This window comes from Pseudomonas karstica (assembly GCF_009707515.1).
In the GTDB taxonomy this organism is placed as follows: Bacteria; Pseudomonadota; Gammaproteobacteria; order Pseudomonadales; family Pseudomonadaceae; genus Aquipseudomonas; species Aquipseudomonas karstica.
The window spans coordinates 1-21,794 of record NZ_WLYI01000029.1; the positions used below are offsets into that span (position 1 = coordinate 1).

Genomic DNA, 21,794 nt, shown 5'->3' on the forward strand with positions numbered 1-21,794 from the left:
ACGGTGCCTATATCATAGGGTCGTCACTCCAAACCACTGCCCCTTCGGCCCCATACCCAGTAGTCACCGGATACGTTGGCGCTTACGAAAGTCCCCTTCGCAGCGATAAAATTGCACTCACACACGTTACCGACCAAACGCCTGGACACAAAAGTCCAGAAAACTGCGCAACTTTGGCGTGATCCGCCGATCAGGGGCATACAACATACTGATCGGTGGTGATGGTGTTCGGTAGTCAGTGAGCACACGTACGAGCGTGCCTTGCTTCAACGCCTCCTCGACCAGTTCCGAGGGCTGCAGTATCAACCCCAATCCGGCCAACGCAGCAAGCAGTAATGGTTCACTTTGATTAACCATGAATCGACTGGAAATAGGCACGTCAACACGCCCTTCAGGCCCCTCGAAACTCCATTCGTTGCGACCATCAGAGTATGCAAAACCAAGGCACTCATGTTGCTGCAAATCCCACAGGGAGGAAATGGGGCCACGAGCTGCCAGGTACTGGGGTGATGCACAAAGTATCAATTCGTAAGGACCCAGGTAGCGCGCCTTGAGCCCGCTGTCACCCAGTTCGCCGATGCGAAACACTACGTCATAGCCTTCCTCAACCAAATCAGCCAGTCGGTTGGAAAGCGTGAGATTTACCGACACGCCAGGGTACTTGGCCATGTACTCCAGTAAGCGTGGCGCCAGCGTTCGTTCTCCAAAAGTAACTGACGCATTTATTCGCAATCGGCCACTTGGGACAGCGCGGGTCTCAGCTGCCAGATTTTCAGCTTCTTCAACTTCGGCCAAGATGACCTTGGCGCGTTCGTAAAATTGCTGGCCGAAGTCAGTCAGGCTTTGTTTGCGAGTCGTGCGCGTAAGCAGCCGTACGCCCAGGTGCTGCTCAAGAGCCTTGACCTGCTTACCCACTAGCTGAGGGGACATATTTAGATCATCAGCCGCAGCACTAAATGAGCCCAACTCCACAGCCTTGACGAACGTTGCCATCGTAGTGAAGCGATCCATTGGAAACTTTCTGTTTGGAGTGTGGAGCCATCCTAACCATTTATCCCAACGCACCCAATCCCTAATTTGGAGCACTTCAATATCCTCGCATGTCATCAAGACAAGCTTTCTCAGTTCACCAATATTTAGGACCACATTATGGCCGCGCTTAAACCTGAAGACTGCGATCTGCTCATTTTTCAAGCTATCAGAGACAAGGATCTCGAAGCCGCTGTCGCTCTATATGAAGACAACGCAACCTTTATCATCGACTCCGGCGAAGCTGTGGTAGGCCAGGCTGCAATTCGTGAAACCTTGCGAGGTTGGATGGGGCTGGAAGAGCCCACGTTCACCACTGAGCTCACGGCTTTTCTCAATGCTGAACAGGATCTTGCTCTGTTGCGTGGTAGCTGGTCAGCAATTGCCAGAGATCTCCAAGGCAACCCGCTGAAGCTTGAGGGCAAGAACGTAGAGGTAGTTCGCCGACAGCCAGATGGCACCTGGAAATTCGTGATTGATCACCCGCACGGCGCTGACTGAGTCTAAATTATTGAAGACTTGAACTTATAAAACCGTCAGCCGAATACCGTGGCATTCGGCTTTAAATCTTTCATGGGGAGAAACTACATGGCTCGTACTGTCCGTATCCACACTTATGGCGACGCTAGTGTCCTGACGCTTGAGGATGTGCCCGTACCGGCACCTGCAGCCGATGAGGTTCAGATTGATGTCAAAGCTATTGGCTTAAATCGCGCAGAAGTGATGTTCCGAAATCATGCCTACCTCCAAGAAGCCCATTTTCCAAGTCGCTTGGGCTACGAAGCAGCTGGCATCGTGCTAGCCGTGGGTAGTGACGTTAAAAACTTCCAACCCGGCGACGTAGTCAGCCTGATCCCCCCGCTCGACATCGCACGCTGGGGTACCTATGGAGAAGTGGCGAACATACCAGCAAGACTAACCGTCAAGCACCCTGAGTCGCTGTCCTTCGAGCAGGCTGCTGCGGTATGGATGCAATACGTAACGGCTTATGGCGCATTGATAGAACAGGCGAAGCTCAGCAAGGGCGATTTCATTATCGTGACTGCCGCTTCGAGTAGCGTCGGCTTGGCAGCAATCCAACTCGCTCGCAAGGTAGGTGCTACCAGCATTGCCGTTACACGTACCAGCGCTAAGCGACAAGCCTTGATCGAGGCCGGTGCAGATCATGTAATTGCCAGCGAGGAACAGGACTTGGCTGCCGAGGTATTGAAAATCAGTGACGGTCTTGGTGCTCGTGTGGTGTTTGATCCGATTGGCGGCCCCTCTTTTGAAGCGCTAACACAAAGTATGGCTCGCGGCGGCATCTTACTTGAATACGGTGCACTCAGCTCTGAGCCGACACCTTTTCCGCTGTTCACCGTATTGGGCAAAAGTCTCACCCTCAAGGGTTTTCTCTATACCGAAGTCGTCACTGATGACGCGATATTGGAGCGCGCCAAAACCTTCATTCTTGAAGGTCTGAGTTCCGGGGAACTGTCGCCGTTGATAGCCAAGACGTTTCCTCTAGATCAAATTCAAGATGCCCATCGTTTTCTGGAGTCGAATGGACATATCGGAAAGGTTGTGGTGACGGTCTGATGCAGCTTTTTAACTGTCCCGACGAGCTGGTGCTGCACTTCCAATCAATGGCGACGGGCAAGATGAGTTTCGAGCACATTTACCTTGGGGTGTTCAATCGCTTCAACGCGAACGCGTTTATGAGGGGCATTTCTCTTACAAACCATCGCCAAGACAAGTGGCGTTGAGGCGCTTGTGGTATGGGGAAAGGCGGCGGTACAGTCGATATCGCGAACAATCTGATTTATCTCGGCCACAGGCGAGGCGATCCTCATTATCGAATCACCTGTGATCCCGCGCGGTGTAGTGGCCGTCCAGGATGTCCGCTCGGCAAACGGTTTCGTCCCCGGGAAGGTAGCGGCGACACTCAAAGAGTTGGGCTTGGGCAACGTTCGTGTGGGTTTGGTTACAGGGCCATGGCTGGCGCGTCTATAACTAGTCGTCTGCCAGGCCAATCAAGCGCTAGCTTCTGTGTACACAGATCAACAGGCTTCGAAAACTGACTACTTAGCTCGTGTGAGAGTCAGGAAGACGGCGCTGTTAATGCCGCCTTCCTTTCAATGAGCGCCATTATCAGTCTGTTGGTTGAAACTCCAATTCAGACGCCTTGATATCAGCAATGGGTTTCAGAATTGCGTCATCGAATTCTCTGGGCATGCGTTTCGCAGCAAAGATAGCAGGAAGATCGGGGTTACTCAGAGCACCTCGTCCAAGGAACACAAAATCTGCTCCAGAATCAAGCGCGTCGATGGCTCTTTCCAGCTTATGCAGACTGCCATTCCCGATAATCCTGATGCCAGGGGCGTATTTTCGAGCCAGGGCAATCAGGTTGTCTTGTCCACCCTCAAAAGCCGGCTGCCATGCCTCGAATTCGGTGACATGGATAAAGTCGACTTCAGCTTTAGCGAGCGCTCTGAAGATGACTTGAGCGTCTGCCTCCCCACCCGGCCATTTGTTCTTGAAGTCGTTGACCTTACCCTGAGAAATACGGACTCCCACAGGGACCTTGTGGCCAACTTTCTTTTTGACCACCGTTACGACTTCGATTTCAGCATCGGTGATTTCGACCGGCATGGCGTAAGTACCTTTACCGTACCCGGCTTTATGCACCGACACGGGTAAAGGTATTCCTGGACGCGCCAGAGGAAGAGCTGCTAACCATTTAGCCGAAGCTCCCCGAAGGGAAGTTGCGTGTCTGAAATCAATATGGGGCCCGCCACTTGCCGGCATGCCCGAACGCAGACATTACTCCGTTCAGCCATCGTGGTTTAACGAAGCGCCTAAGATCAAGGCCATAGTCAAAAGCCAGAGCAGAGCTGTTTTCTGTAGGAGCGAGCTTGCTCGCGAAGGTCGTTAACGATGACGCGGGAAATCGGGTACCCCGAGGCGTCCTCAGGTTTTTCGCGAGCAAGCTCGCTCCTACAGGGGGAATGCATTCACAAAATCAGGTCGTCTGTCAGACCGCCGTGCTTTTGATTTTGATCTGAGGCGCCCGTTAAATCACGATAGCCGGAGTCCGGCATTGATTCGGGGGGGTAAACCATCAGTGGCCGTTACCGCAGCAACGGATATACCCCCAACAACAACCTATTTCGGCCCAAGAATCTGCACCAACTTATCCGGCGACGGCGCACCTTGCTGTTGCTGCAATTGCCCCTTGTCGTCCAGATAGAAAATCGCCGGAGTCGCCGACAACTCCAACTCTTCCATCAACTTCATATTGGCATCGAGCTTGGCCTGGATATCCGCAGGGATCTTGTCCAATGCCTTGAGCTTGCTGCCTTTGCCGGCGGCTTCGTGGGCTTCCAGGGCTTTCGGTGCGTCTTTACTGGCCAGCAGCGCGGCAGATTTGCCTGGGCTGTCCTCACGAATAATCCCCACCATGATGTGCCGCAACTGCACCTTGCCAGCTTTTACCCAGGGCCGGGCCTGTTCCCAGAACATGTTGCAGTACGGGCAGTTGGGGTCGCTGAACAGGTAGACGGTGCGTGGTGCGTCCTTGTTGCCATCCTGGATCCAGTTGCTCTGGTCCATCTTGGCCCAGACCTCCTTGGCCATCGGCGCGTACACCAGTTTTTCCAGGGGCGCGGTGCTCAGGTCATTGCCATCAGCGTCGTACAGGTTGCCGGCGATGACGCTTTTGCCGTCGGCGGTCAAGTACAGTGCCATGCCACGGTTCTGGTACTTTGCGGCGTAGCCCTTGAGGCCGCTGGGGGCGTCGAAGCTGCCGATGATCTTGGCGCCCTTGGCCTCGATCTGTTTGATCGGCGCCGGCCAGTCTTCGGCCAAGGCTTGTGTGGCGACGAGGGTCAGGGGCAGCAGGGTCAGCAGGTGGCGGAGGCGGGGCATAAGGGTTTCCTTGTTGGCGTCGGCTTGGCGGAGGTGGAGTCGGTCTCGAAGTACTCCATGGCGCGGGCCAGGCTGGCCTGGGAGAGTTCGCCCAGGTGACTGTTGATCAGACGTCCATCGGGTTGATAAAACAGAGTGGTGGGCAAGGCCATGGAGCCCACGGCCTGGCCCAGGCGGCCGCTGGCGTCGAACAGTACGTTGTCCAGGTTCAGGCCCTGGGTCGCCAGGTAAGTGCTGACGCTTTGCATGCTTTCGGCCTGGTTGACGAACAGGAAGGTCACGTCGGGCCGTTGCATTTGGGCATTTTCCAGTACCGGCATTTCCCGGCGGCACGGTGGGCACCAGGTGGCCCAGAGGTTGATCACCAAGGGGCCGCCCTGGTAGTCGGTCAGTTGCACGGTTTCGCCATTGGCGTTGCGCAAGGTGATTTCAGGCAGGCGGGTGCCTTTTTCATAAATATTCAGTGAGAAGCTGGTCAGGGCCCAGAAGACCAGGCCGGTGATCACGCCCGCACTCAAGGGTTTGCGCAGCAGCGGGCGGCGCCAGCCATACAGCACGGTACCGAGGCTCAGGGCGATGACGCCGGGCCAGGCGAGAAAGCCGCCGTCCCGCAGGTCGATCATTTGCAGTGGGTCGTTACGGTAGTAGGCCCAGTACATCACCACAAAACTGATCCGGGCGCTGAGCATGCCCAGCAGGAACAGCGTGAACAGCACCGACTCCGGGTTCTCGCCGCCGCGCTTGGCCACGCGCCAACCCACCAGGGTGGCGAGGATCAGCGCGCTGATCAGTAGCAGGTGGTTCAAGGCGATGGCGAAGGTGCCGATGGTGAAGGTCAGCATCAGAGGGCGTCCCGGGTCTGGGCCCAGCGTTGCAGGAACGCCTGGGCGTTGACTTCACCGGTGATGCGCTGGGCGCGGCGTTCTTCACCGTTGGGGCCGATCCAGACGAAGCTGGGAGGGCCGGGTACTTTATAGCGGCCCAGCAATTCGCGGCTGGCGGCGTTGTCGGCGGTGACGTCAAGGCGCAGCAGGCGCACGTCCTTGAGGGCGTCCATCACTTCAGGTTTGCCGAACACTTGTTTTTCCATGATCTTGCACGACACGCACCAGTCGGCGTAGTAGTCCAGCAATACCCACTGGCCCTGGGCCTTGGCGCTGTCGAGCTGGCTTTGTAGTACCGCCGGGTCGCTGATCGTGGTGAACGAGTCGTGGGCGCTCGGTGCGCTGGCGATCTGCGAGCCACTGTAGACCTTGAGCGGCTGCCACAGGTCATCGCTGCCACCTGCCGCACCGACAATTAACACGGTGCCCCATATGCCGAGTACCAGGGCTCCGGCGCCCGACAACATGGCGGTGCGTCCAAAGTCCTGGGCCAGGCGCCAGCCACAATAGGCCATGGCGAGAGCCAGCACGCCCCACAAACCGAGCCACAGGCTTTCACCCACCACGGGGCGAATCATCAGCACGGCGGTAGCGAGGAACAGGAAGCCGAAGATGCCCTTGAGCACGTTCATCCAGGTGCCCGGCTTGGGCAGGAAACGATTGCCCACGGTCACCAGCAGCAACAGCGGCACACCGATGCCGATACCCATGGCAAACAGAATCAAGCCGCCGTGCAGCGCGTTGCCGCTCTGGGCGATATACAGCAGGGCGCCGGCCAGGGGGGCGGTCATGCACGGGCCGACCAGCAGGCCGGACAAGGCCCCGAGAATACCGGCACCAATCAGGCTGCCGCCGTTTTGCTGGCGGCTGACGTTGTCCAGGCGATCGCGCAGGAATGTCGGCAATTGCAATTCAAAGAAGCCGAACATTGGCAGGGCGAGAATCACAAACAGCGCGGCAAAGCTGCCGAGAATCCATGGGGTTTGCAACAGGGCGGCGAGGTTGCCCCCCAGCAACGCAGCCAGAACCCCCAGTGCGGCATAGACCAGCGCCATGCACACCACATAGCTGGCGGCCAGGGCAAAGCCGCGCCGAGGGCTGGCGCCACTGCCTACCACCAGGCCGGCAAGGATTGGCAGCATTGGCAAGGAACACGGCGCAAAGGCCAGCAACAGGCCCAAGCCGAAGAACACCAGCAGGCTCCAGCCCAGGCTGCGTTGTTGCAGGCCGCTGGCCAGGCTCTGGTCCTGGGCCTGGGCTGTGGCCGCGACGACCGGATTGCCGCCCAGGTCCACGGTGATCGATTGCGGTGGGTAACACAGGCCTGCATCGGCGCAGCCCTGCCAGCCCAGCTTGACCTGGCCGGTGGCACCTGCGGGAATCTTCACTTCCAGACCCTGGCGGTAGACTTGCTGTTCGCCAAAGAACTCGTCGCTGTGGGCTTCACCTTCCGGCAGCACTGGCTTTTCGGCCAGGCCCTCGAACTTCATGCGCTGCTGGTACAGGTAATAACCATCGGCAATCTGCCAATACAGTTGGGTTTCCCCAGAAGCCAGGCGCTCGGAAGTAAAGGTGAAGGCTTTGCCCACCGGGAGGAAATCGGGTTTGGTTTCAAAGGGATTATTGCCAGGTGCGGCCTGGGCGAATCCAGTGAACAATACCAGCAGGAAGAGAAACAGATGCCGCATGGTCAAGCCTTAGTTCGATGCAAGTGGGCGCACAATGCGTGGCGTTGATTAACCGATGATTAACCGGGCTATTCTAGTACGTAAGGATTGTCCGAGTTTGCACCTTTTGGCGGCATAATCCGCGCTTAATCTGGAGACCTTTTAATCAGCTTCATTTTTGCGAAGGGCAAACCATGCATGTACTGGTCTGTGAAGACGATGAGCTGATCGCCAGCGGCATTGTTGCCGGTCTTGGCGCTCAAGGCTTTACGGTCGAACGCGTCGCGACGGCCGCTGCGGCGCGGGCAATGCTCAAGGTGGCGGAGTTCGACATCATGGTGCTTGACCTCGGCTTGCCGGATGAGGACGGCCTGAAGTTGCTGCAGCAACAGCGCAGCCTGGGCCTGGAAATCCCGGTGCTGATCCTCACGGCACGGGACTCGGTGACCAACCGGGTCGATGGCCTGCAAGCCGGCGCTGACGATTACCTGCTCAAACCTTTCGACTTGCGGGAGTTGGCCGCGCGTTTGCAGACGTTGCTCCGTCGTATGGCTGGGCGCAGTGTCAACCTGATTGAACATGGCCGGCTGACCTATAACCCCAGCAGCCGGGAAACCCTGCTGGGCGGCCAGCCGGTGGACCTGTCCCGCCGCGAACAGGCACTGTTGCAGGCCTTGCTGCATAACCCTGGCCGGGTGCTTTCCAGCGAACAATTGAAAGACAGCGTCTACGGCTTGAGCGACGAGTTGGAAAGCAACGCCCTGAACGTCCATATCCACCACCTGCGCCGCAAGTTGGGGAATGGCATCGTCGAAACCGTGCGCGGCCTGGGCTATCGCCTGGGGCCGGCTGATGGTGGAGAGGACGTTTCGTGACGAGCCTGCGCCTGCGCCTGACCTTCAAGCTGGGCGCTGCCTTTGTGCTGATCTGGGCGCTGGCGGCGGCCTGGATGCTTAACGACTTGCGCAACCAGATGATGTTCTCCCTGGATCAGCGGCTGGTGGCTTCGGCGCGCATGGTCGCCGGGCTGATGGAGCAGTTGCCGAGCCTGTCCGCCAAGGGTGAGGGCACCCACTTCAGCGCTGAACAGCTGGATATTCCTGGCGGCATGGCATGTCAGGTCAGCTCCCTGCGCGGAGAAATCCTCGCCCGCAGCCACACCACCCCGGACGAGGGGCTGGAGAGCCACCAGAGCGGCTTTCGCGATCAGATGATCGACGGCACGAGTTGGCGCAGTTTCACCTTGGCCCGTGGCGACCTGTTTATCACCACTGCCGACCGCCAGGTGGAGCGGGAGGCCTTGAACCTGTCGATCCTGTTGGCCGCGTCGGTGCCAGTGGGCGTTGCCCTGTTGGGTTGCCTGTGCCTGCTGTGGCTGGGCATTGGCCAGAGCCTGGTGCCACTTAACCGCATGCGTGATGCCTTGATGCGTCGCAGCGCCGACTCCCTTGAGCCATTGCAGATCCACCCGCTGCCCAGCGAATTAAAGCCGCTGCTCGATACCCAGAACCAGTTGCTGCAGCGCATCGCCAAGACCATCGAGCGCGAACGGCGCCTGACCGGTGATGCTGCCCATGAGTTGCGCAGCCCGCTGACGGCGATCAAGACCCACTTGCAAGTGGCGCGCATGACCGAAGGCGCCGCCCGTGACCAGTCCCTGGCCCATGCCGAGGAGGGCGCCGATCGTCTGCATCGCACCCTTGAGCAACTGCTGTTGCTGGCTCGCGTCGAGGGTAGCCTGTCGTTTGACGACGGTGTGCAGTCGAGCGCCGAGCAAGTGGCGCGGTTGGCAATTCAGGACGCCAATGCTGGTGATAATTCGCGCATCGACCTTATCCTGCCGGACAGCCTGCTCGAGACTCCGCTGGAAATGCCGGTGGGCCTGGCCGTCGCAGCCTTGCGTAACCTGCTGGACAACGCTTTGCGCCATACCCCGGCAGATACCCGGGTAGAACTGAGCGTCTTGACTGGCGCCAACAGTGTGGTCTTCCGCGTGCGGGATCACGGTGCGCCGATCTCCAGTGAGGACCTGCAACACCTGACCCAACGCTTCTGGCGCAATGGCAACAGCGCCGGTTGCGGCCTGGGCCTGGCCATCGTCCAAGCCATCGTGCAACGCTGCTCGTGTTCCTTGAAGTTCGACAGCCAGGCTGATGGCCTGCGGGTTGACCTGGGTATGCCATTGCGCCGTTGACCTGTCTTTCAAAAGCCAAATAGTTACCGCCATCTTGAGGCTGAACGCTTCAGGATGACGGTAAACGGCTTACAGGCTGAATGATTCGGCCTGTCTTGAAAAGGACAGCTCTTCATGTTGGTTATCGACACCACTTATTCTGCAAAAAATTTCAATGAGCGTGATGGCGAAAGCGTGCGCCAGGTCATCGTGCATTACACCGCTGCACCCTTCGACAGTTCTTTGCGAACGCTGACCCGGGGTGGAGTCAGCGCTCACTATCTGCTGCCCGACCCTGATGAATGCAGTTACCGCGCCGCCGGTTATGACGAGCTGCGGGTATTGCATCTGGTGGGCGAGCAGCACCGCGCCTGGCATGCCGGCGCGAGCCAGTGGGCCGGTCGCGACAATCTCAACAGTCGCTCCATTGGCATCGAAGTCGTCAACCTGGCCCGTGATGACGCCGGTGTCTTCACCTTTCCTGCCTACGGCCAGGAGCAGGTCAATGTACTGATTGCGTTGGTCCGCGACATCCAGAGGCGTTACCCGCAGATTGGCCCCACCGATATCCTGGGTCATTCGGATGTGGCGTATTGGCGCAAAAGTGATCCTGGCCCACGTCTGCCTTGGCACCAGTTGTTTGTGAACGGGGTGGGTGCCTGGTTCGATGAAGTCACCCAGGCGGTTTACCAGCGCAGGTTTTCCATGGGCCTGCCGCCGGAAGTGGAGATCGAAAGGGCGTTCCAGCGCTATGGCTATGCCCCGGCGAAAAGTCACCAGGCGTTCAATCAGCGGATCAGGGCGTTCCAGATGCACTTTCGGCCCGACGATTATCGTGGGCAGATGGACAGCGAGACGTGCGCAATTCTTTATGCGCTGAATGAAAAGTACTCCTGCGCCGCCGAATAATCAGTGGCTACGGGTATCGCGTTGTTTTTAATGCGCTGGGTGTAAATCCTCCCCTCGCTGATGCGTTTCCAGAACAGGAAATCCGTGCGCCTGCCTTTGGGCCAGACGCCAACGGATGGGCAGTTTGGTCACCATTATCAGCGTATTGAGGGATCGAGAGATGTCAGTCGCTACCAGCCGTATCGAAGATTCGCCGGTTCCGGTCAACCCGGACCCGCTGGAAACGCTGTACCAGTTCGATGAAACACCGCTGCTGGCCCGCCAGCGTCAGCAGGAGTCCAACGCCCGTAGCTATCCGCGGCGGATCCCCTTGGCCCTCAAGCGGGCACGCGGCATTTATGTCGAAGACGTTGAGGGTCGCAGCTTTATCGATTGCCTGGCCGGCGCTGGTACTTTGGCGCTGGGGCATAACCATCCGGTGGTGATCGAAGCGATCCGCCAGGTCTTGAGCGATGAATTGCCGCTGCACACCTTGGACCTGACCACGCCGGTCAAGGATCAATTTGTCCAGGACCTGTTCGGCCTGCTACCGATGGAGTTGGCCCGTGAGGCGAAGATTCAGTTCTGTGGCCCTACCGGCACCGACGCCGTGGAAGCTGCGCTGAAATTGGTACGTACCGCCACCGGCCGTAGCACCGTGCTGTCGTTCCAGGGCGGTTATCACGGCATGAGCCAGGGTGCGTTGAGCCTGATGGGCAGCCTGGGGCCGAAAAAGCCTTTGGGTGCGCTGCTGGCCAATGGCGTGCAATTCCTGCCGTTTCCCTATGACTATCGCTGCCCGTTCGGCCTGGGCGGGGCAGAGGGGGTCAAGGTCAACCTGCACTACCTGGAAAACCTGCTCAATGACCCTGAGGCTGGGGTCTTGTTGCCGGCGGCGGTGATCGTCGAAGTGGTCCAGGGCGAGGGCGGCGTGATCCCGGCCGACCTTGACTGGCTGCGGGGCCTGCGCCGGATCACCGCGCAGGCGGGCGTGGCGCTGATCGTCGATGAAATACAGAGTGGTTTCGGTCGCACCGGCAAAATGTTTGCCTTCGAGCACGCCGACATTGTCCCGGACGTGGTGGTGCTGTCCAAGGCCATTGGCGGCAGCCTGCCGTTGGCGGTGGTGGTGTATCGCGAATGGCTCGACACCTGGTTGCCGGGGGCTCACGCCGGCACGTTCCGTGGCAATCAGATGGCCATGGCTGCGGGCTCGGCAGTGATGCGCTACCTCAAGGACCACGACATCCCGGCCCACGCGGCGGCCATGGGTGAGCGCCTGAGTGAACACCTGCGCATCCTGCAGCGCGATTTTGCGCAATTGGGGGACATTCGCGGTCGTGGCCTGATGCTCGGTGTGGAGTTGGTCGATCCAAGGGGGATGCCGGACGCTCAGGGCCACCCTCCGGTTCACCGTCAATTGGCGCCGTTGGTGCAGCGCGAGTGCCTCAAACGCGGCTTGATTCTTGAACTGGGCGGGCGCCATGGCGCCGTGGTGCGCTTCTTGCCGCCCCTGGTAATCACCGCAGCGGAAGTCGATCGGGTGGCACAGATTTTTGGTCGTGCCCTGGCTGCCGCAGTGGCCAGCCTCTAATTTTTAGCGGGCGCGCTACGTTCTTACATCAGTGCTGCGCGTGGAGCGCAGCGAGCCTTACAGCAACGGAGAACAGCAATGACCTCAGTATTTGACCGCGAAGACATCCTCTTTCAAGTGGTGGTCAACCATGAAGAGCAATATTCCATCTGGCCGGACTATAAGGCTGTGCCACAGGGCTGGCGCACCGTGGGCAAGAGCGGAATGAAAAAAGAGTGCCTGGCCTATATCGAAGAGGTATGGACCGATATGCGGCCGTTGAGCTTGCGTCAAAAGATGGATAGCCAGGCGGTGGCGGGCTGATTCAGTTGGCCATTCGTGGCGGCCAGTGAAGTGAGTATGAAAAAACTGCGACGGTTCAGAAAACTCTCTTCTGGCCCTGTGTTGTGACATAAAAAGATGGCAGCCGTTATTCTCTGCCTTCAGTCCAATGCAGGTGGGTGCTCAGATGCTGCAGGTGCAAGGTGTTTTCAAAAGCTACAGCACGCCTTCGGGGCCATTGGTGGTTTTGGCGGGGGTCGACCTCAACCTGGGGGCGCGCGAGAGCCTTGCGCTGATGGGTGAGTCCGGAAGTGGCAAAAGCACGTTATTGCACCTCGTGGCCGGGCTCGACCAAGTGGACCAAGGCACTATTCAGGTCGGCGAGCAGCGCCTGGACCGGATGAGCGAGTCGCAGCTGGCTCACTGGCGACGTACCGAAATAGGCCTGGTGTTCCAGCAGTTCAACTTGATCGGGAGCCTGCGAGTTGAAGACAACCTGGCGTTCCAGGCGCGCCTGGCGGGGCGTTTTGATCCGGTGTGGCAGGCCCGATTGGTGGAGCGCCTGGGCCTGGGGGATTTACTCCAGCGTTACCCCGAACAACTCTCTGGTGGCCAACAGCAGCGGGTGGCGGTAGGACGAGCATTGGCATCCCGGCCGGGGTTGCTGTTGGCGGATGAGCCCACCGGCAATCTCGATGAAGCCACCAGCGACGAAGTCCTGCAATTGCTGTTGGACTTGTTGCACGACAGCTCCACCAGTTTGTTGATGGTCACCCACAGCCCCCGCATCGCGGCGCGCCTGGACCGGCAGATGGTGCTGCAGCGTGGCCATGTACTCGCGGCGCAGGCCTAAGGTGCGGGTCATTTATTGGACGTTACGGGCGCTGCTCAGCCATTGGCGTCGGCACCCGGTGCAGTTTTTCAGCGTGTTGACCGGCCTGTGGCTGGCCACTGCGTTGTTGACCGGGGTGCAGGCCCTCAACAGTCAAGCGCGGGACAGCTATGCCCGGGCCAGCCAACTGATTGGCGGCGAGCCCCAGGCCAGCCTTGCGGCGCCAGATGGCTCGAGTTTTTCACAGACGCTTTTTGTCACCCTGCGCCGTGCCGGGTGGCCGGTTTCGCCGGTGGTGCAGGGCCGCGTGATCCTCAGGGGCCATGAAGACCAGCGGTTGCAACTGATGGGCATCGAACCGGTGTCGCTGCCCGGAGGCGGATCGGTTGCCGGGCAAACCCTGAAGCGGGAGCAGATGGTTGCCTTCTTCAACCCGCCGGGTCGTACCTGGATCGCGCCCCAGACCTTGCAGGCGTTAGGTCTGCAAGCGGGCGCGCAGCCTCTGACCATCAGCGGTCAAGCCCTGCCACCGTTGCATGCGCAGCCTGGCATGGCCCCCGGCTTGCTGTTGACCGACATTGGCTTCGCCCAACCACTGCTGGACATGCCACAACGACTGTCGCGGCTGTTACTGGACAAGGCCTTTGCGGCGGCTCATCCCGCCTTGCCGGCAGAGGTCAGCGGGCAACTGCAACTCAAGGCTGGCGAGGACAACAACCTCGCGCGCCTGACTGAAAGCTTTCACCTGAACCTCGATGCCCTGGGCTTTCTGTCGTTTGTAGTGGGGTTGTTTATTGTCCACGCCGCCATCGGCCTGGCCCTGGAACAGCGTCGTGGGCTGTTGCGCACATTACGTGCCTGTGGGGTCAGTGCGCGGGCGCTGATCTTCAGCCTGAGTCTCGAACTGGGTGGGTTGGCCTTGGTGGGCGGGTTGGCCGGGGTAGCCAGTGGTTATCTGCTGGCCAGCCTGTTGCTGCCGGATGTGGCCGCCAGCCTGCGGGGCCTGTATGGCGCCGAAGTGGCCGGGCAACTGAGCCTGAGCCCGTTATGGTGGGCCAGTGGCCTGGGGTTGAGCTTGCTGGGGGCCCTGCTTGCCGGGGCCAGCAGCCTGTGGCGGGCGGCGCGACTGCCGTTGTTGGCGCTGGCTAACGCCCAAGCATGGCACCAGGCATACGGGCGCTGGTTGTACCGCCAGGGTTGGGTCGCCGCGGCCGCCTTGCTGGTCGCGTTGTTGGCGCTCTGGCTGGGCGATAGCCTGGTCAGCGGTTTCATCCTGATGGCCGCCTTACTGCTGGGGGCCGCCCTCGGGCTGCCGGTACTGCTCAGCGGTTTGCTCAAGGCGGTGTTGGGCCGTAGCCGTTCGGTACTGGGCCAGTGGTTTCTCGCCGACTGTCGTCAACAGTTGCCGGCGTTGAGCTTGGCGCTGATGGCTTTGCTGTTGGCATTGGCTGCCAATATCGGTGCCGGCTCCATGACCTCGGGCTTTCGCCAGACCTTCAGCAACTGGCTGGAGCAACGCTTGACCGCCGAACTGTACCTAAATCCGCAAAACCCGGCCCAGGCCGAACAACTGCAACTGTGGCTGGCGCAGCAACCCCTGGTGCAAACGGTGCTGCCCGCCTGGCAAGTCGCGGTGCAATTGCAAGGGTGGCCGGCGCAGGTGTTCGGCGTGGTAGACGACCCCACCTATCGCCAGCATTGGCCGTTATTGCAAGCCGTGGCGGGAGATCCCTGGGGGCAGTTGCTGCAAGGCGACACATTGATGCTCAGCGAGCAACTGGCACGTCGGTTGAAGGTGCAACTGGGCGATACGGTGAGTCTCCCGACACCCAAAGGGGCATGGTCACCCCGGGTGGTGGGGATTTATGCCGACTATGGCAACCCCAAGGGCCATCTGCTGATCAATGCCCGGCGCTTGTTGCAGCACTGGCCAGGATTGTCTCCAGCCCGATTCAACCTGCGGGTTGCGCCGGAAAATGTGCCGACGCTGGTGCGGGCACTGCAAGCCCGCTTTGCCCTGGAAGACAGCCGTATTGTCGATCAACAGCAACTCAAGGGCTGGTCGAGCCAAGTCTTTGAGCGCACCTTCGCGGCCACCGCCGCACTCAACAGCTTGACCTTGGGCATAGCCGGTGTGGCGCTGTTCATCAGCCTGTTGACCCAGAGCCAAAGCCGGCTCGGCCAACTGGCACCGCTGTGGGCATTGGGGGTGACGCGACGTCAGTTGATGTTGCTCAACCTGGGGCAAACCTGGTTGCTGGCGGTATTGACCCTGGTATTAGCCTTGCCCCTGGGCTTGCTGCTGGCCTGGTGCCTGGACGCGGTGATCAACGTCCAGGCTTTTGGTTGGCGCTTGCCGTTGCAGGTTTTTCCCTGGCAGTTGGCACAGCTGTTGGGGATGGCGATGCTGGCCACTTTGTTGGCCTCGGCCTGGCCGCTGTGGCAGTTGCACCGCAGTCGCCCGGCAGATTTATTGAGGACCTTTGCCCATGAAGATTAAATGCCTGGTGTGGGCGGCTTCACTGCTGTTGGTGAGCGCCTGCGATAACCCGGCGCCGCCGGAAGAAAGTTTTGCCGGACTGGGCAGCGAGGCCGGCGATTTTGCCCAAGTGGTGCCCGGCAAGGCCTTCAGTTTTCCTGACGATCATGGCCCCCACGACGGCTTTCGCATTGAATGGTGGTACGTCACCGCCAACCTGAAGGACGCCCAGGGCAATCCTTTCGGTGTGCAGTGGACGTTATTTCGCAATGCCCTCAAGGCCGGGCCCCTGCAACCGGGCTGGAGGGATTCGACGATTTGGCTCGGCCATGCCGCCGTCACCTCGGCGTCTCGTCACTACGCCGCCGAACGCTACGCCCGAGGCGGTGTGGGGCAGGCCGGTGCGCAAGCGATGCCGTTCAGTGCCTGGATCGACAACTGGACCTTCGCCACCCGCCCCGGCGCCGCAAGCGCCTTGACCGACATGCAACTCAAGGCCGGCGATGGGCATTTCAACTACGACCTGCGCCTGACCTCCAGCCGGCCCCTGGTTCTGCAGGGCGATAACGGCTACAGCCGCAAGTCCGACCAGGGCCAGGCCTCGTACTACTACAGCCAGCCATTTTTCCAGGCCAAGGGCAGCCTCATCCTCGATGGCAAAACCTATCAGGTCAGCGGCCCCGCCTGGCTCGACCGCGAATGGAGCAGCCAGCCACTCACCGCCAACCAGACCGGCTGGGACTGGTTCTCCCTGCACCTGGATAATGGCGCGCACCTGATGCTGTTTCGCGTACGGCAGAAAGAGGGCGGGCCCTACCTGACGGGTACCTGGATCGACAAGGACGGTCGCCTCCAGACCTTGCACAACCAGGATATCCAACTTACACCACTGGACAGCACCGAGATCGAGGGGCGCCGTGTTCCGGTGCGCTGGTCGTTGAAGGTGCCTGGCAAGCAGCTCGACATCACCACCGAAGCGGTGAACCCGAAGGCGTGGATGAAGGTGAGCATTCCGTACTGGGAGGGGCCGGTGCGGTTTGAGGGGGGAGTGGGGTATTTGGAGATGACGGGGTATTAGGGTTGGCGGCCGGGTAGCTGGCCGGGTTGTTGGTGTTGGGGACATATCCGTTTTTTTGGTGATGGCGGTTATTGGTTCCGCTCTTACAGCGGGTCACTTTTGGAAAAGAGCCCCAAAAGTAACCAAAAGGGCTCTTGCCCCACCACTCGGCACCTCGCTCAGGCTCGGTGTGCCCGTAGTCCGACATCGCTTCGGGGGGCCGCCGCAATGGGCCATTCCTGGCCCAGTGCGGCTAAACCGGCGTCCTGCCGGTTTAGCCCCCGAATCAATGCCGGACTCCGGCCATCGTGGTTTAACGGGGCGCCTAGATCAAAATCAAGATCAACAGCCAGATCAAGAGAGTGCTGACTTCGTCAGCGAATAAGGAAGTAAGGGCAAGAGCAACAGCGCGTACGTTCTAAAAATCAGGTCGGCTGTCAGGCCGCCTCGCTTTTGCTCTGTTTTTGATCTAGGCGCCCCGTTAAACCACGCTGGCCGAACGTAGGTATTACGCAGTGGGTAAACCGGCAGGACGCCGGTTTAGCCGTGTTGGGCCATGGATGGCCCGTCGCGGCGGCCCACGGAGTAATGCCGGAGAGAGGGCATGTCGAGCCTGGGCGAGGCACCAAGTGGTGGGGCAAGAGCCCTTTGCTTACTTTGGGGCTTTTCCAAAGTGAGTCGCTGTAAAAGCGAAACCATAAGCCGCCGTGACCGCAGCAATGGATATGCACCCCAACCCCCAATCAACCCCCACAAGAAACCAAATCACACCATCAGGAAGCCGGCAGATTCTCGGTTTTTTGCTCCCGCTGCGCCACCCAGTACTCAACCAACTCGCGCAGTTGCGAAAGCTCCACCGGCTTGGCCATGTGCCCGTCCATTCCAGCTTGGCGCGCACGCTCTTTATGTTCCGAAAGAATGTGCGCCGTCAGCGCCACGACCGGCGTGCGGATACGCTGGTTGCTGACTTCCCAGGCCCGCAATTGCCGAGTAGCGGAGAAACCGTCAAGGATCGGCATCTCGCAATCCATCAGCACCAGGTCGTAACGCTGGGCCTTCATTGCTTGCAGGGCTTCCTCGCCGTTGCTGGCGGTATCCGGTTGCAGGTTGAGCTTGCCAAGCATGCCGCGGATCACTTTGGTGGAGATGCTGTTGTCTTCGGCTACCAGGATGCGGAAATCGCTGGGCACGCTCACTGCCGCAGGTGCATTGAGGGCCGGTTGGCGTGACTGAGCGACACCCTTGCTGCGCTGGGTCAGTTCATCGGCCAGTGTCGTCTTGAGGGTATAGCCGGCCACGGGTTTGGCCAGGATGCGCTTGATCCCGCAATTGCGTGCAATGATCTTGCTCGGGGCATTGCTGATGCCGGTGAGCATGATCAGCAGAATGTCGTGGTTCAGGCTCGGGTCTTCCTTGATCTTCGCCGCCAGTTGCATGCCGGTCATGCCGGGCATGTTCTGGTCCAGCAGGACTACGTCGAAGTAGTCCCGAAGGTGCGCCTTGGTACGTAGTAGGGCCAGGGCCTCCTTGCCCGACGGTACGGCGCTGACATTCAGGCCCCAGGCCGTACATTGCTGCACGAGTACCTTGCGGCAGGTGTCGTTGTCGTCCACCACCAGTACTCGAGCATCCTTGAGTGGGCCGTCGAGGTCCGATGTCGGATGTTCCAGGCGTTCCGGGTCCAGTGGCAAGGTCAACCACAGGGTGTTGCCCTGCTGGTTGCCACTCTTGATGCCAAACTCGCCGTGCATCAGCAAAATCAACTGGCGGGCAATGACCAATCCCAGGTGACCACTCAAGCGGGTGGCGGAGAGAAAGTTCTTGCTGTGCAATTCGCTGTGCAGCAGGGCGTCGCGCTCGGTGGCTTCCATCGGCAGGCCGCTGTCTTGCACGGCAATGCGCAGGCGAGGCTTGCTACTGCGTTCATCCAGGGCTACGACGATCAGCACCTCGCCTTCATCGGTTTTGTGCAGGGCATTTTCCAGCAGGCTCAACAATGCCTGGCGCAGGCGCGTTGGATCGCCGCTGATCACTCGTGGCACCTGGGGCTGGATAAAACTGATCAGCTCGACGTTCTGTTGTTCGGCCTTGGCGCGGAAAATACTCAGGCAGTCTTCGATCAGCGCGTTGAGGTCGAACTGTACGTCGTCCAACTCGATCTGCCCGGATTCGAGCTTGGAGATGTCGAGAATCTCGTTGATCAGCGTGAGCAGTTCGTTCCCGGCACTGTGAATGGTCTGTACATAGTCGCGCTGCTTGACCGACAGCGGCGTGCCCAGCAGCAACTCGGTCATGCCCAGCACGCCGTTCATGGGGGTACGGATTTCATGGCTGATCTTCGCCAGGAATTCGGCCTTCGCGGCGATCTCGGCGTTGCTCGCCGCCAGGTCACGGCTGAGGCTGAAGCGGTCTTCGGTGATGCTGCGTTGCCGTTCGCCCAGGGCCAGGCTCATCAATAGGCCACTGATGCAGATAACGCCCAATAAGGTGGTGATCAGGCTTTGGGGCGCCACCAGTGTCAGGCCCAGCAGTGCTGGCAGGATGATCAGCGTACCGATGTTGAAGACCACCATGGCCAGCATGAACAGCCGCGCCGGCCGGTAGCCTTTTTGCCAGTGATAGGCCGAGACGAACAGCATGCTCAGGCCTGCCAGGGCCACTAGCACATAAGTGATGATATTCAGCGGCAAGGTGTTGACGAACAACAGCATCAAGCCACACAGGATGATCAGCAGGATATCCGCTATCAGCAGCTTGTTCAGCGGGTGCGGGCCAAGGGGCGCGAAGAAGCGGTATGCAAACATCAACCCGCAGGGCGCTGTCAGCAGCAAGGCGAGATAGGCCCCAGGCGTCTGGACCGCGTGCCAGTTTGGCAGCCATGAGCTCAACAGGTTGAGCAACAGCAGCAGGCTGAGCAACAACAGGACTTCGCACGCGGCCAGCCACAGGCTGCTGCGGGAGCGATAGTAGCCGTAACGAATCAGGTTATGCAGGATCAGCATCATCAGGCAACCGAACAACAGGCCGTAGATCAAGGTCTGGTTCAGGTTGGCGGCGGCCAGGACGGCTGGCTCCAGGGTTATATAGGGGCGCAGCTCGTGTTCCGAGACCAGGCGCAGGTAGACATCGAGGGGGTTCTGGCTTTGTGGTATCGGGAGCATGAAGTCGCTGCTGGGCAGCGGACGTTCTGCCTGGGGCTGGCGGTTACCGGTACTTTGCTGTTCCACCAAGGTATTGCCGTCGAGCACATACAGGTTCAGGTGTAACAGGTCGGGAGCGAATACTCGCAGCACTTGCTCGTGTTTGCCGGGTTGTAACTTGAAGCGTACCCACAGCGCACCGTCCGGTTCGGCGGCAGTGACCTGGTCCAGTTCGATGGGGCTGAATTGATTGGCGTAGCGAGGCGAGCGGATATCGCTCAGTTGCAGGTCGGCCTGTTCATCGAGCAATACGGCCCAGCCGCTGCCTTGTGCGACGGCCTGAGCCGGGAGCAAGCAAAGCAGGACCAGTAGACTGACAGTTAAACCTATGGCGATCCTGAGCCAGCGCACGGCGAAATCCCTTCGTAGGTAATACATGGGTTTAACTATGCGCGGGGCCGCGATAGTAGGGCAAGGGCAAAACGCCCCTGCCTAACCGAACGGATAGCTGCTTACTGATTGTCGCCACGCTCGCGGGCAATGGCGCGGTAGCCGATGTCCTTGCGGTAGAAACAACCCTGCCAGTCGATCTTCGCAGCCAATGTGTAAGCCTGTTGCTGGGCGGCATCGACGCTGGCGCCCATGGCCGTGGCGCACAATACACGACCGCCGGCAGTGACGACCTTGCCATCCTGGAGCGCGGTGCCCGCGTGGAACACTTTGCCCTCCAGCGTAGCAGCTGCGTCCAGGCCTTCAATCATATCGCCCTTGGCGTAGTCGGCAGGGTAACCGCCGGCTGCCAGCACAATCCCGACGCTCGGACGCGGATCCCACTGGGCTTCGACCTTGTCCAGGGCCTGGGCCAGGGCGGCTTCTACCAGCAATACCAGGCTCGACTGCAGGCGCAACATCACCGGTTGGGTTTCGGGGTCGCCAAAGCGGCAGTTGAACTCGATGACTTTCGGGTTGCCGGCCTTGTCGATCATCAAGCCAGCGTACAGGAAGCCGGTGTAGACATTGCCTTCATCGGCCATGCCGCGCACGGTCGGCCAGATCACCAGATCCATCACACGTTTGTGAACTTCAGCAGTGACCACCGGGGCAGGGGAGTAGGCACCCATGCCGCCGGTGTTCGGGCCGGTGTCGCCGTCGCCGATGCGTTTGTGGTCCTGGCTGGTGGCCATTGGCAATACGTTCTTGCCGTCGACCATGACGATAAAGCTGGCTTCTTCGCCATCGAGGAACTCCTCGATTACCACGCGCGAACCGGCGTCACCAAAGGTGTTGCCGGCAAGCATGTCGCGCACGGCATCTTCGGCTTCGTCCAGGGTCATGGCGACGATCACGCCTTTACCGGCAGCCAGGCCATCGGCCTTGATCACGATCGGTGCGCCTTTTTCACGCAGGTAAGCCAGGGCTGGCTCGACCTCGGTGAAATTCTGGTAGTCGGCGGTCGGGATCTTGTGACGCGCCAGGAAGTCCTTGGTGAAGGCTTTCGAGCCTTCCAACTGGGCGGCGCCGGCAGTCGGGCCGAAGCAATCCAGGCCACGGCTGCGGAACAGGTCGACGACACCGGCCACCAACGGCACTTCAGGGCCGACGATGGTCAGGGAAACGTTCTTCTGCGCAAAATCGGCAAGCTGCTCAAGGGCCAGAACGTCGATGGCGACGTTCTCGCACTTGGCTTCAATGGCGGTGCCGGCGTTGCCGGGTGCCACGAAAACTTTCTGGACGCGAGGGTCCTGGGCGACTTTCCAGGCCAGGGCATGTTCACGGCCACCGCTACCAATGATTAAGACATTCATTTCAAAAACCTCTGAGAAACGCTGTGCTCCTCTGTAGGAGCGAGCCTGCTCGCGAAAAACCTGAGACCACTGCGGGGTG

The 21,794-nt window shown here is 59.8% G+C and carries 17 protein-coding genes; 10 read left to right on the forward strand and 7 right to left on the reverse strand.

Going from position 1 to position 21,794, the window contains the following annotated elements; all coding sequences use genetic code 11:
* Nucleotides 1–126: 126 nt before the first annotated feature.
* A complete protein-coding gene (locus tag GIR22_RS19645) occupies nt 127–1,011 on the reverse strand; it encodes a LysR family transcriptional regulator (RefSeq protein ID WP_154744929.1) in 885 nt (294 codons plus the stop codon).
* 138 nt (nt 1,012–1,149) lie between these two features.
* On the opposite strand from GIR22_RS19645, the gene GIR22_RS19650 reads away from it, so the two are divergent.
* On the forward strand, nt 1,150–1,530 hold the full coding sequence (locus GIR22_RS19650) for a YybH family protein (protein WP_154744930.1): 381 nt from the start codon (nt 1,150–1,152) through the stop codon (nt 1,528–1,530).
* An 87-nt stretch (nt 1,531–1,617) separates the two neighbouring features.
* Nucleotides 1,618–2,607 carry a zinc-dependent alcohol dehydrogenase family protein gene (locus GIR22_RS19655; RefSeq protein WP_154744931.1) on the forward strand — a complete coding sequence of 330 codons (990 nt, stop codon included), beginning with the start codon at nt 1,618–1,620 and terminating at the stop codon, nt 2,605–2,607.
* A gap of 552 nt (nt 2,608–3,159) precedes the next feature.
* On the opposite strand, the gene GIR22_RS19660 is transcribed toward GIR22_RS19655, so the two are convergent.
* The 4 genes from GIR22_RS19660 to dsbD form a co-directional block, all read right to left on the reverse strand.
* Entirely contained in the window at nt 3,160–3,702 is a 543-nt protein-coding gene (locus GIR22_RS19660) for a tRNA-dihydrouridine synthase (RefSeq protein WP_218581664.1), read from the reverse strand.
* Nucleotides 3,703–4,173: 471 nt separating this feature from the next.
* Complete coding sequence (gene dsbG / locus GIR22_RS19665) at nt 4,174–4,935, reverse strand: thiol:disulfide interchange protein DsbG (RefSeq protein WP_154744933.1); 762 nt, start codon at nt 4,933–4,935, stop codon at nt 4,174–4,176.
* Nucleotides 4,911–5,777, reverse strand: a complete 867-nt coding sequence (locus tag GIR22_RS19670) for a TlpA disulfide reductase family protein (protein WP_154744934.1) — start codon at nt 5,775–5,777, stop codon at nt 4,911–4,913. Before GIR22_RS19670 ends, dsbG begins: the two co-directional genes overlap by 25 nt.
* Nucleotides 5,777–7,507, reverse strand: coding sequence for a protein-disulfide reductase DsbD (dsbD, locus tag GIR22_RS19675; protein ID WP_154744935.1), 1,731 nt, complete (start codon nt 7,505–7,507; stop codon nt 5,777–5,779). Before dsbD ends, GIR22_RS19670 begins: the two co-directional genes overlap by 1 nt.
* A gap of 173 nt (nt 7,508–7,680) precedes the next feature.
* Here dsbD and GIR22_RS19680 point away from each other — a divergent pair, with 173 nt between their 5' ends.
* The 8 genes from GIR22_RS19680 to GIR22_RS19715 all read left to right on the forward strand — a co-directional run bounded on the left by GIR22_RS19680 (nt 7,681) and on the right by GIR22_RS19715 (nt 16,791).
* Nucleotides 7,681–8,361 (forward strand): response regulator, encoded by a 681-nt coding sequence (locus GIR22_RS19680; RefSeq protein WP_154744936.1) that lies wholly within the window; start codon nt 7,681–7,683, stop codon nt 8,359–8,361.
* Complete coding sequence (locus GIR22_RS19685) at nt 8,358–9,680, forward strand: ATP-binding protein (protein ID WP_178122364.1); 1,323 nt, start codon at nt 8,358–8,360, stop codon at nt 9,678–9,680. The genes GIR22_RS19680 and GIR22_RS19685 overlap by 4 nt, the downstream gene beginning before the upstream one ends.
* A gap of 114 nt (nt 9,681–9,794) precedes the next feature.
* The gene (locus tag GIR22_RS19690; RefSeq protein ID WP_154744937.1) at nt 9,795–10,568 is read left to right on the forward strand and encodes an N-acetylmuramoyl-L-alanine amidase; all 774 of its coding nucleotides are present in this window, start codon (nt 9,795–9,797) and stop codon (nt 10,566–10,568) included.
* A 160-nt stretch (nt 10,569–10,728) separates the two neighbouring features.
* Nucleotides 10,729–12,141 carry an aspartate aminotransferase family protein gene (locus GIR22_RS19695; protein WP_154744938.1) on the forward strand — a complete coding sequence of 471 codons (1,413 nt, stop codon included), beginning with the start codon at nt 10,729–10,731 and terminating at the stop codon, nt 12,139–12,141.
* 78 nt (nt 12,142–12,219) lie between these two features.
* Nucleotides 12,220–12,444 carry an MbtH family protein gene (locus GIR22_RS19700; RefSeq protein ID WP_154744939.1) on the forward strand — a complete coding sequence of 75 codons (225 nt, stop codon included), beginning with the start codon at nt 12,220–12,222 and terminating at the stop codon, nt 12,442–12,444.
* Nucleotides 12,445–12,589: 145 nt separating this feature from the next.
* Complete coding sequence (locus tag GIR22_RS19705) at nt 12,590–13,255, forward strand: ABC transporter ATP-binding protein (RefSeq protein WP_154744940.1); 666 nt, start codon at nt 12,590–12,592, stop codon at nt 13,253–13,255.
* 1 nt (nt 13,256) lies between these two features.
* Nucleotides 13,257–15,734, forward strand: a complete 2,478-nt coding sequence (locus GIR22_RS19710) for an FtsX-like permease family protein (RefSeq protein WP_178122370.1) — start codon at nt 13,257–13,259, stop codon at nt 15,732–15,734.
* A complete protein-coding gene (locus GIR22_RS19715) occupies nt 15,724–16,791 on the forward strand; it encodes a lipocalin-like domain-containing protein (protein WP_154744941.1) in 1,068 nt (355 codons plus the stop codon). Before GIR22_RS19710 ends, GIR22_RS19715 begins: the two co-directional genes overlap by 11 nt.
* A 752-nt stretch (nt 16,792–17,543) precedes the next feature.
* Here the strand turns inward: GIR22_RS19715 and GIR22_RS19720 are convergent.
* On the reverse strand, nt 17,544–20,321 hold the full coding sequence (locus GIR22_RS19720) for a response regulator (protein WP_178122365.1): 2,778 nt from the start codon (nt 20,319–20,321) through the stop codon (nt 17,544–17,546).
* Nucleotides 20,322–20,422: 101 nt separating this feature from the next.
* Complete coding sequence (purD, locus tag GIR22_RS19725; protein WP_154744943.1) at nt 20,423–21,715, reverse strand: phosphoribosylamine--glycine ligase; 1,293 nt, start codon at nt 21,713–21,715, stop codon at nt 20,423–20,425.
* Nucleotides 21,716–21,794: the final 79 nt, after the last annotated feature.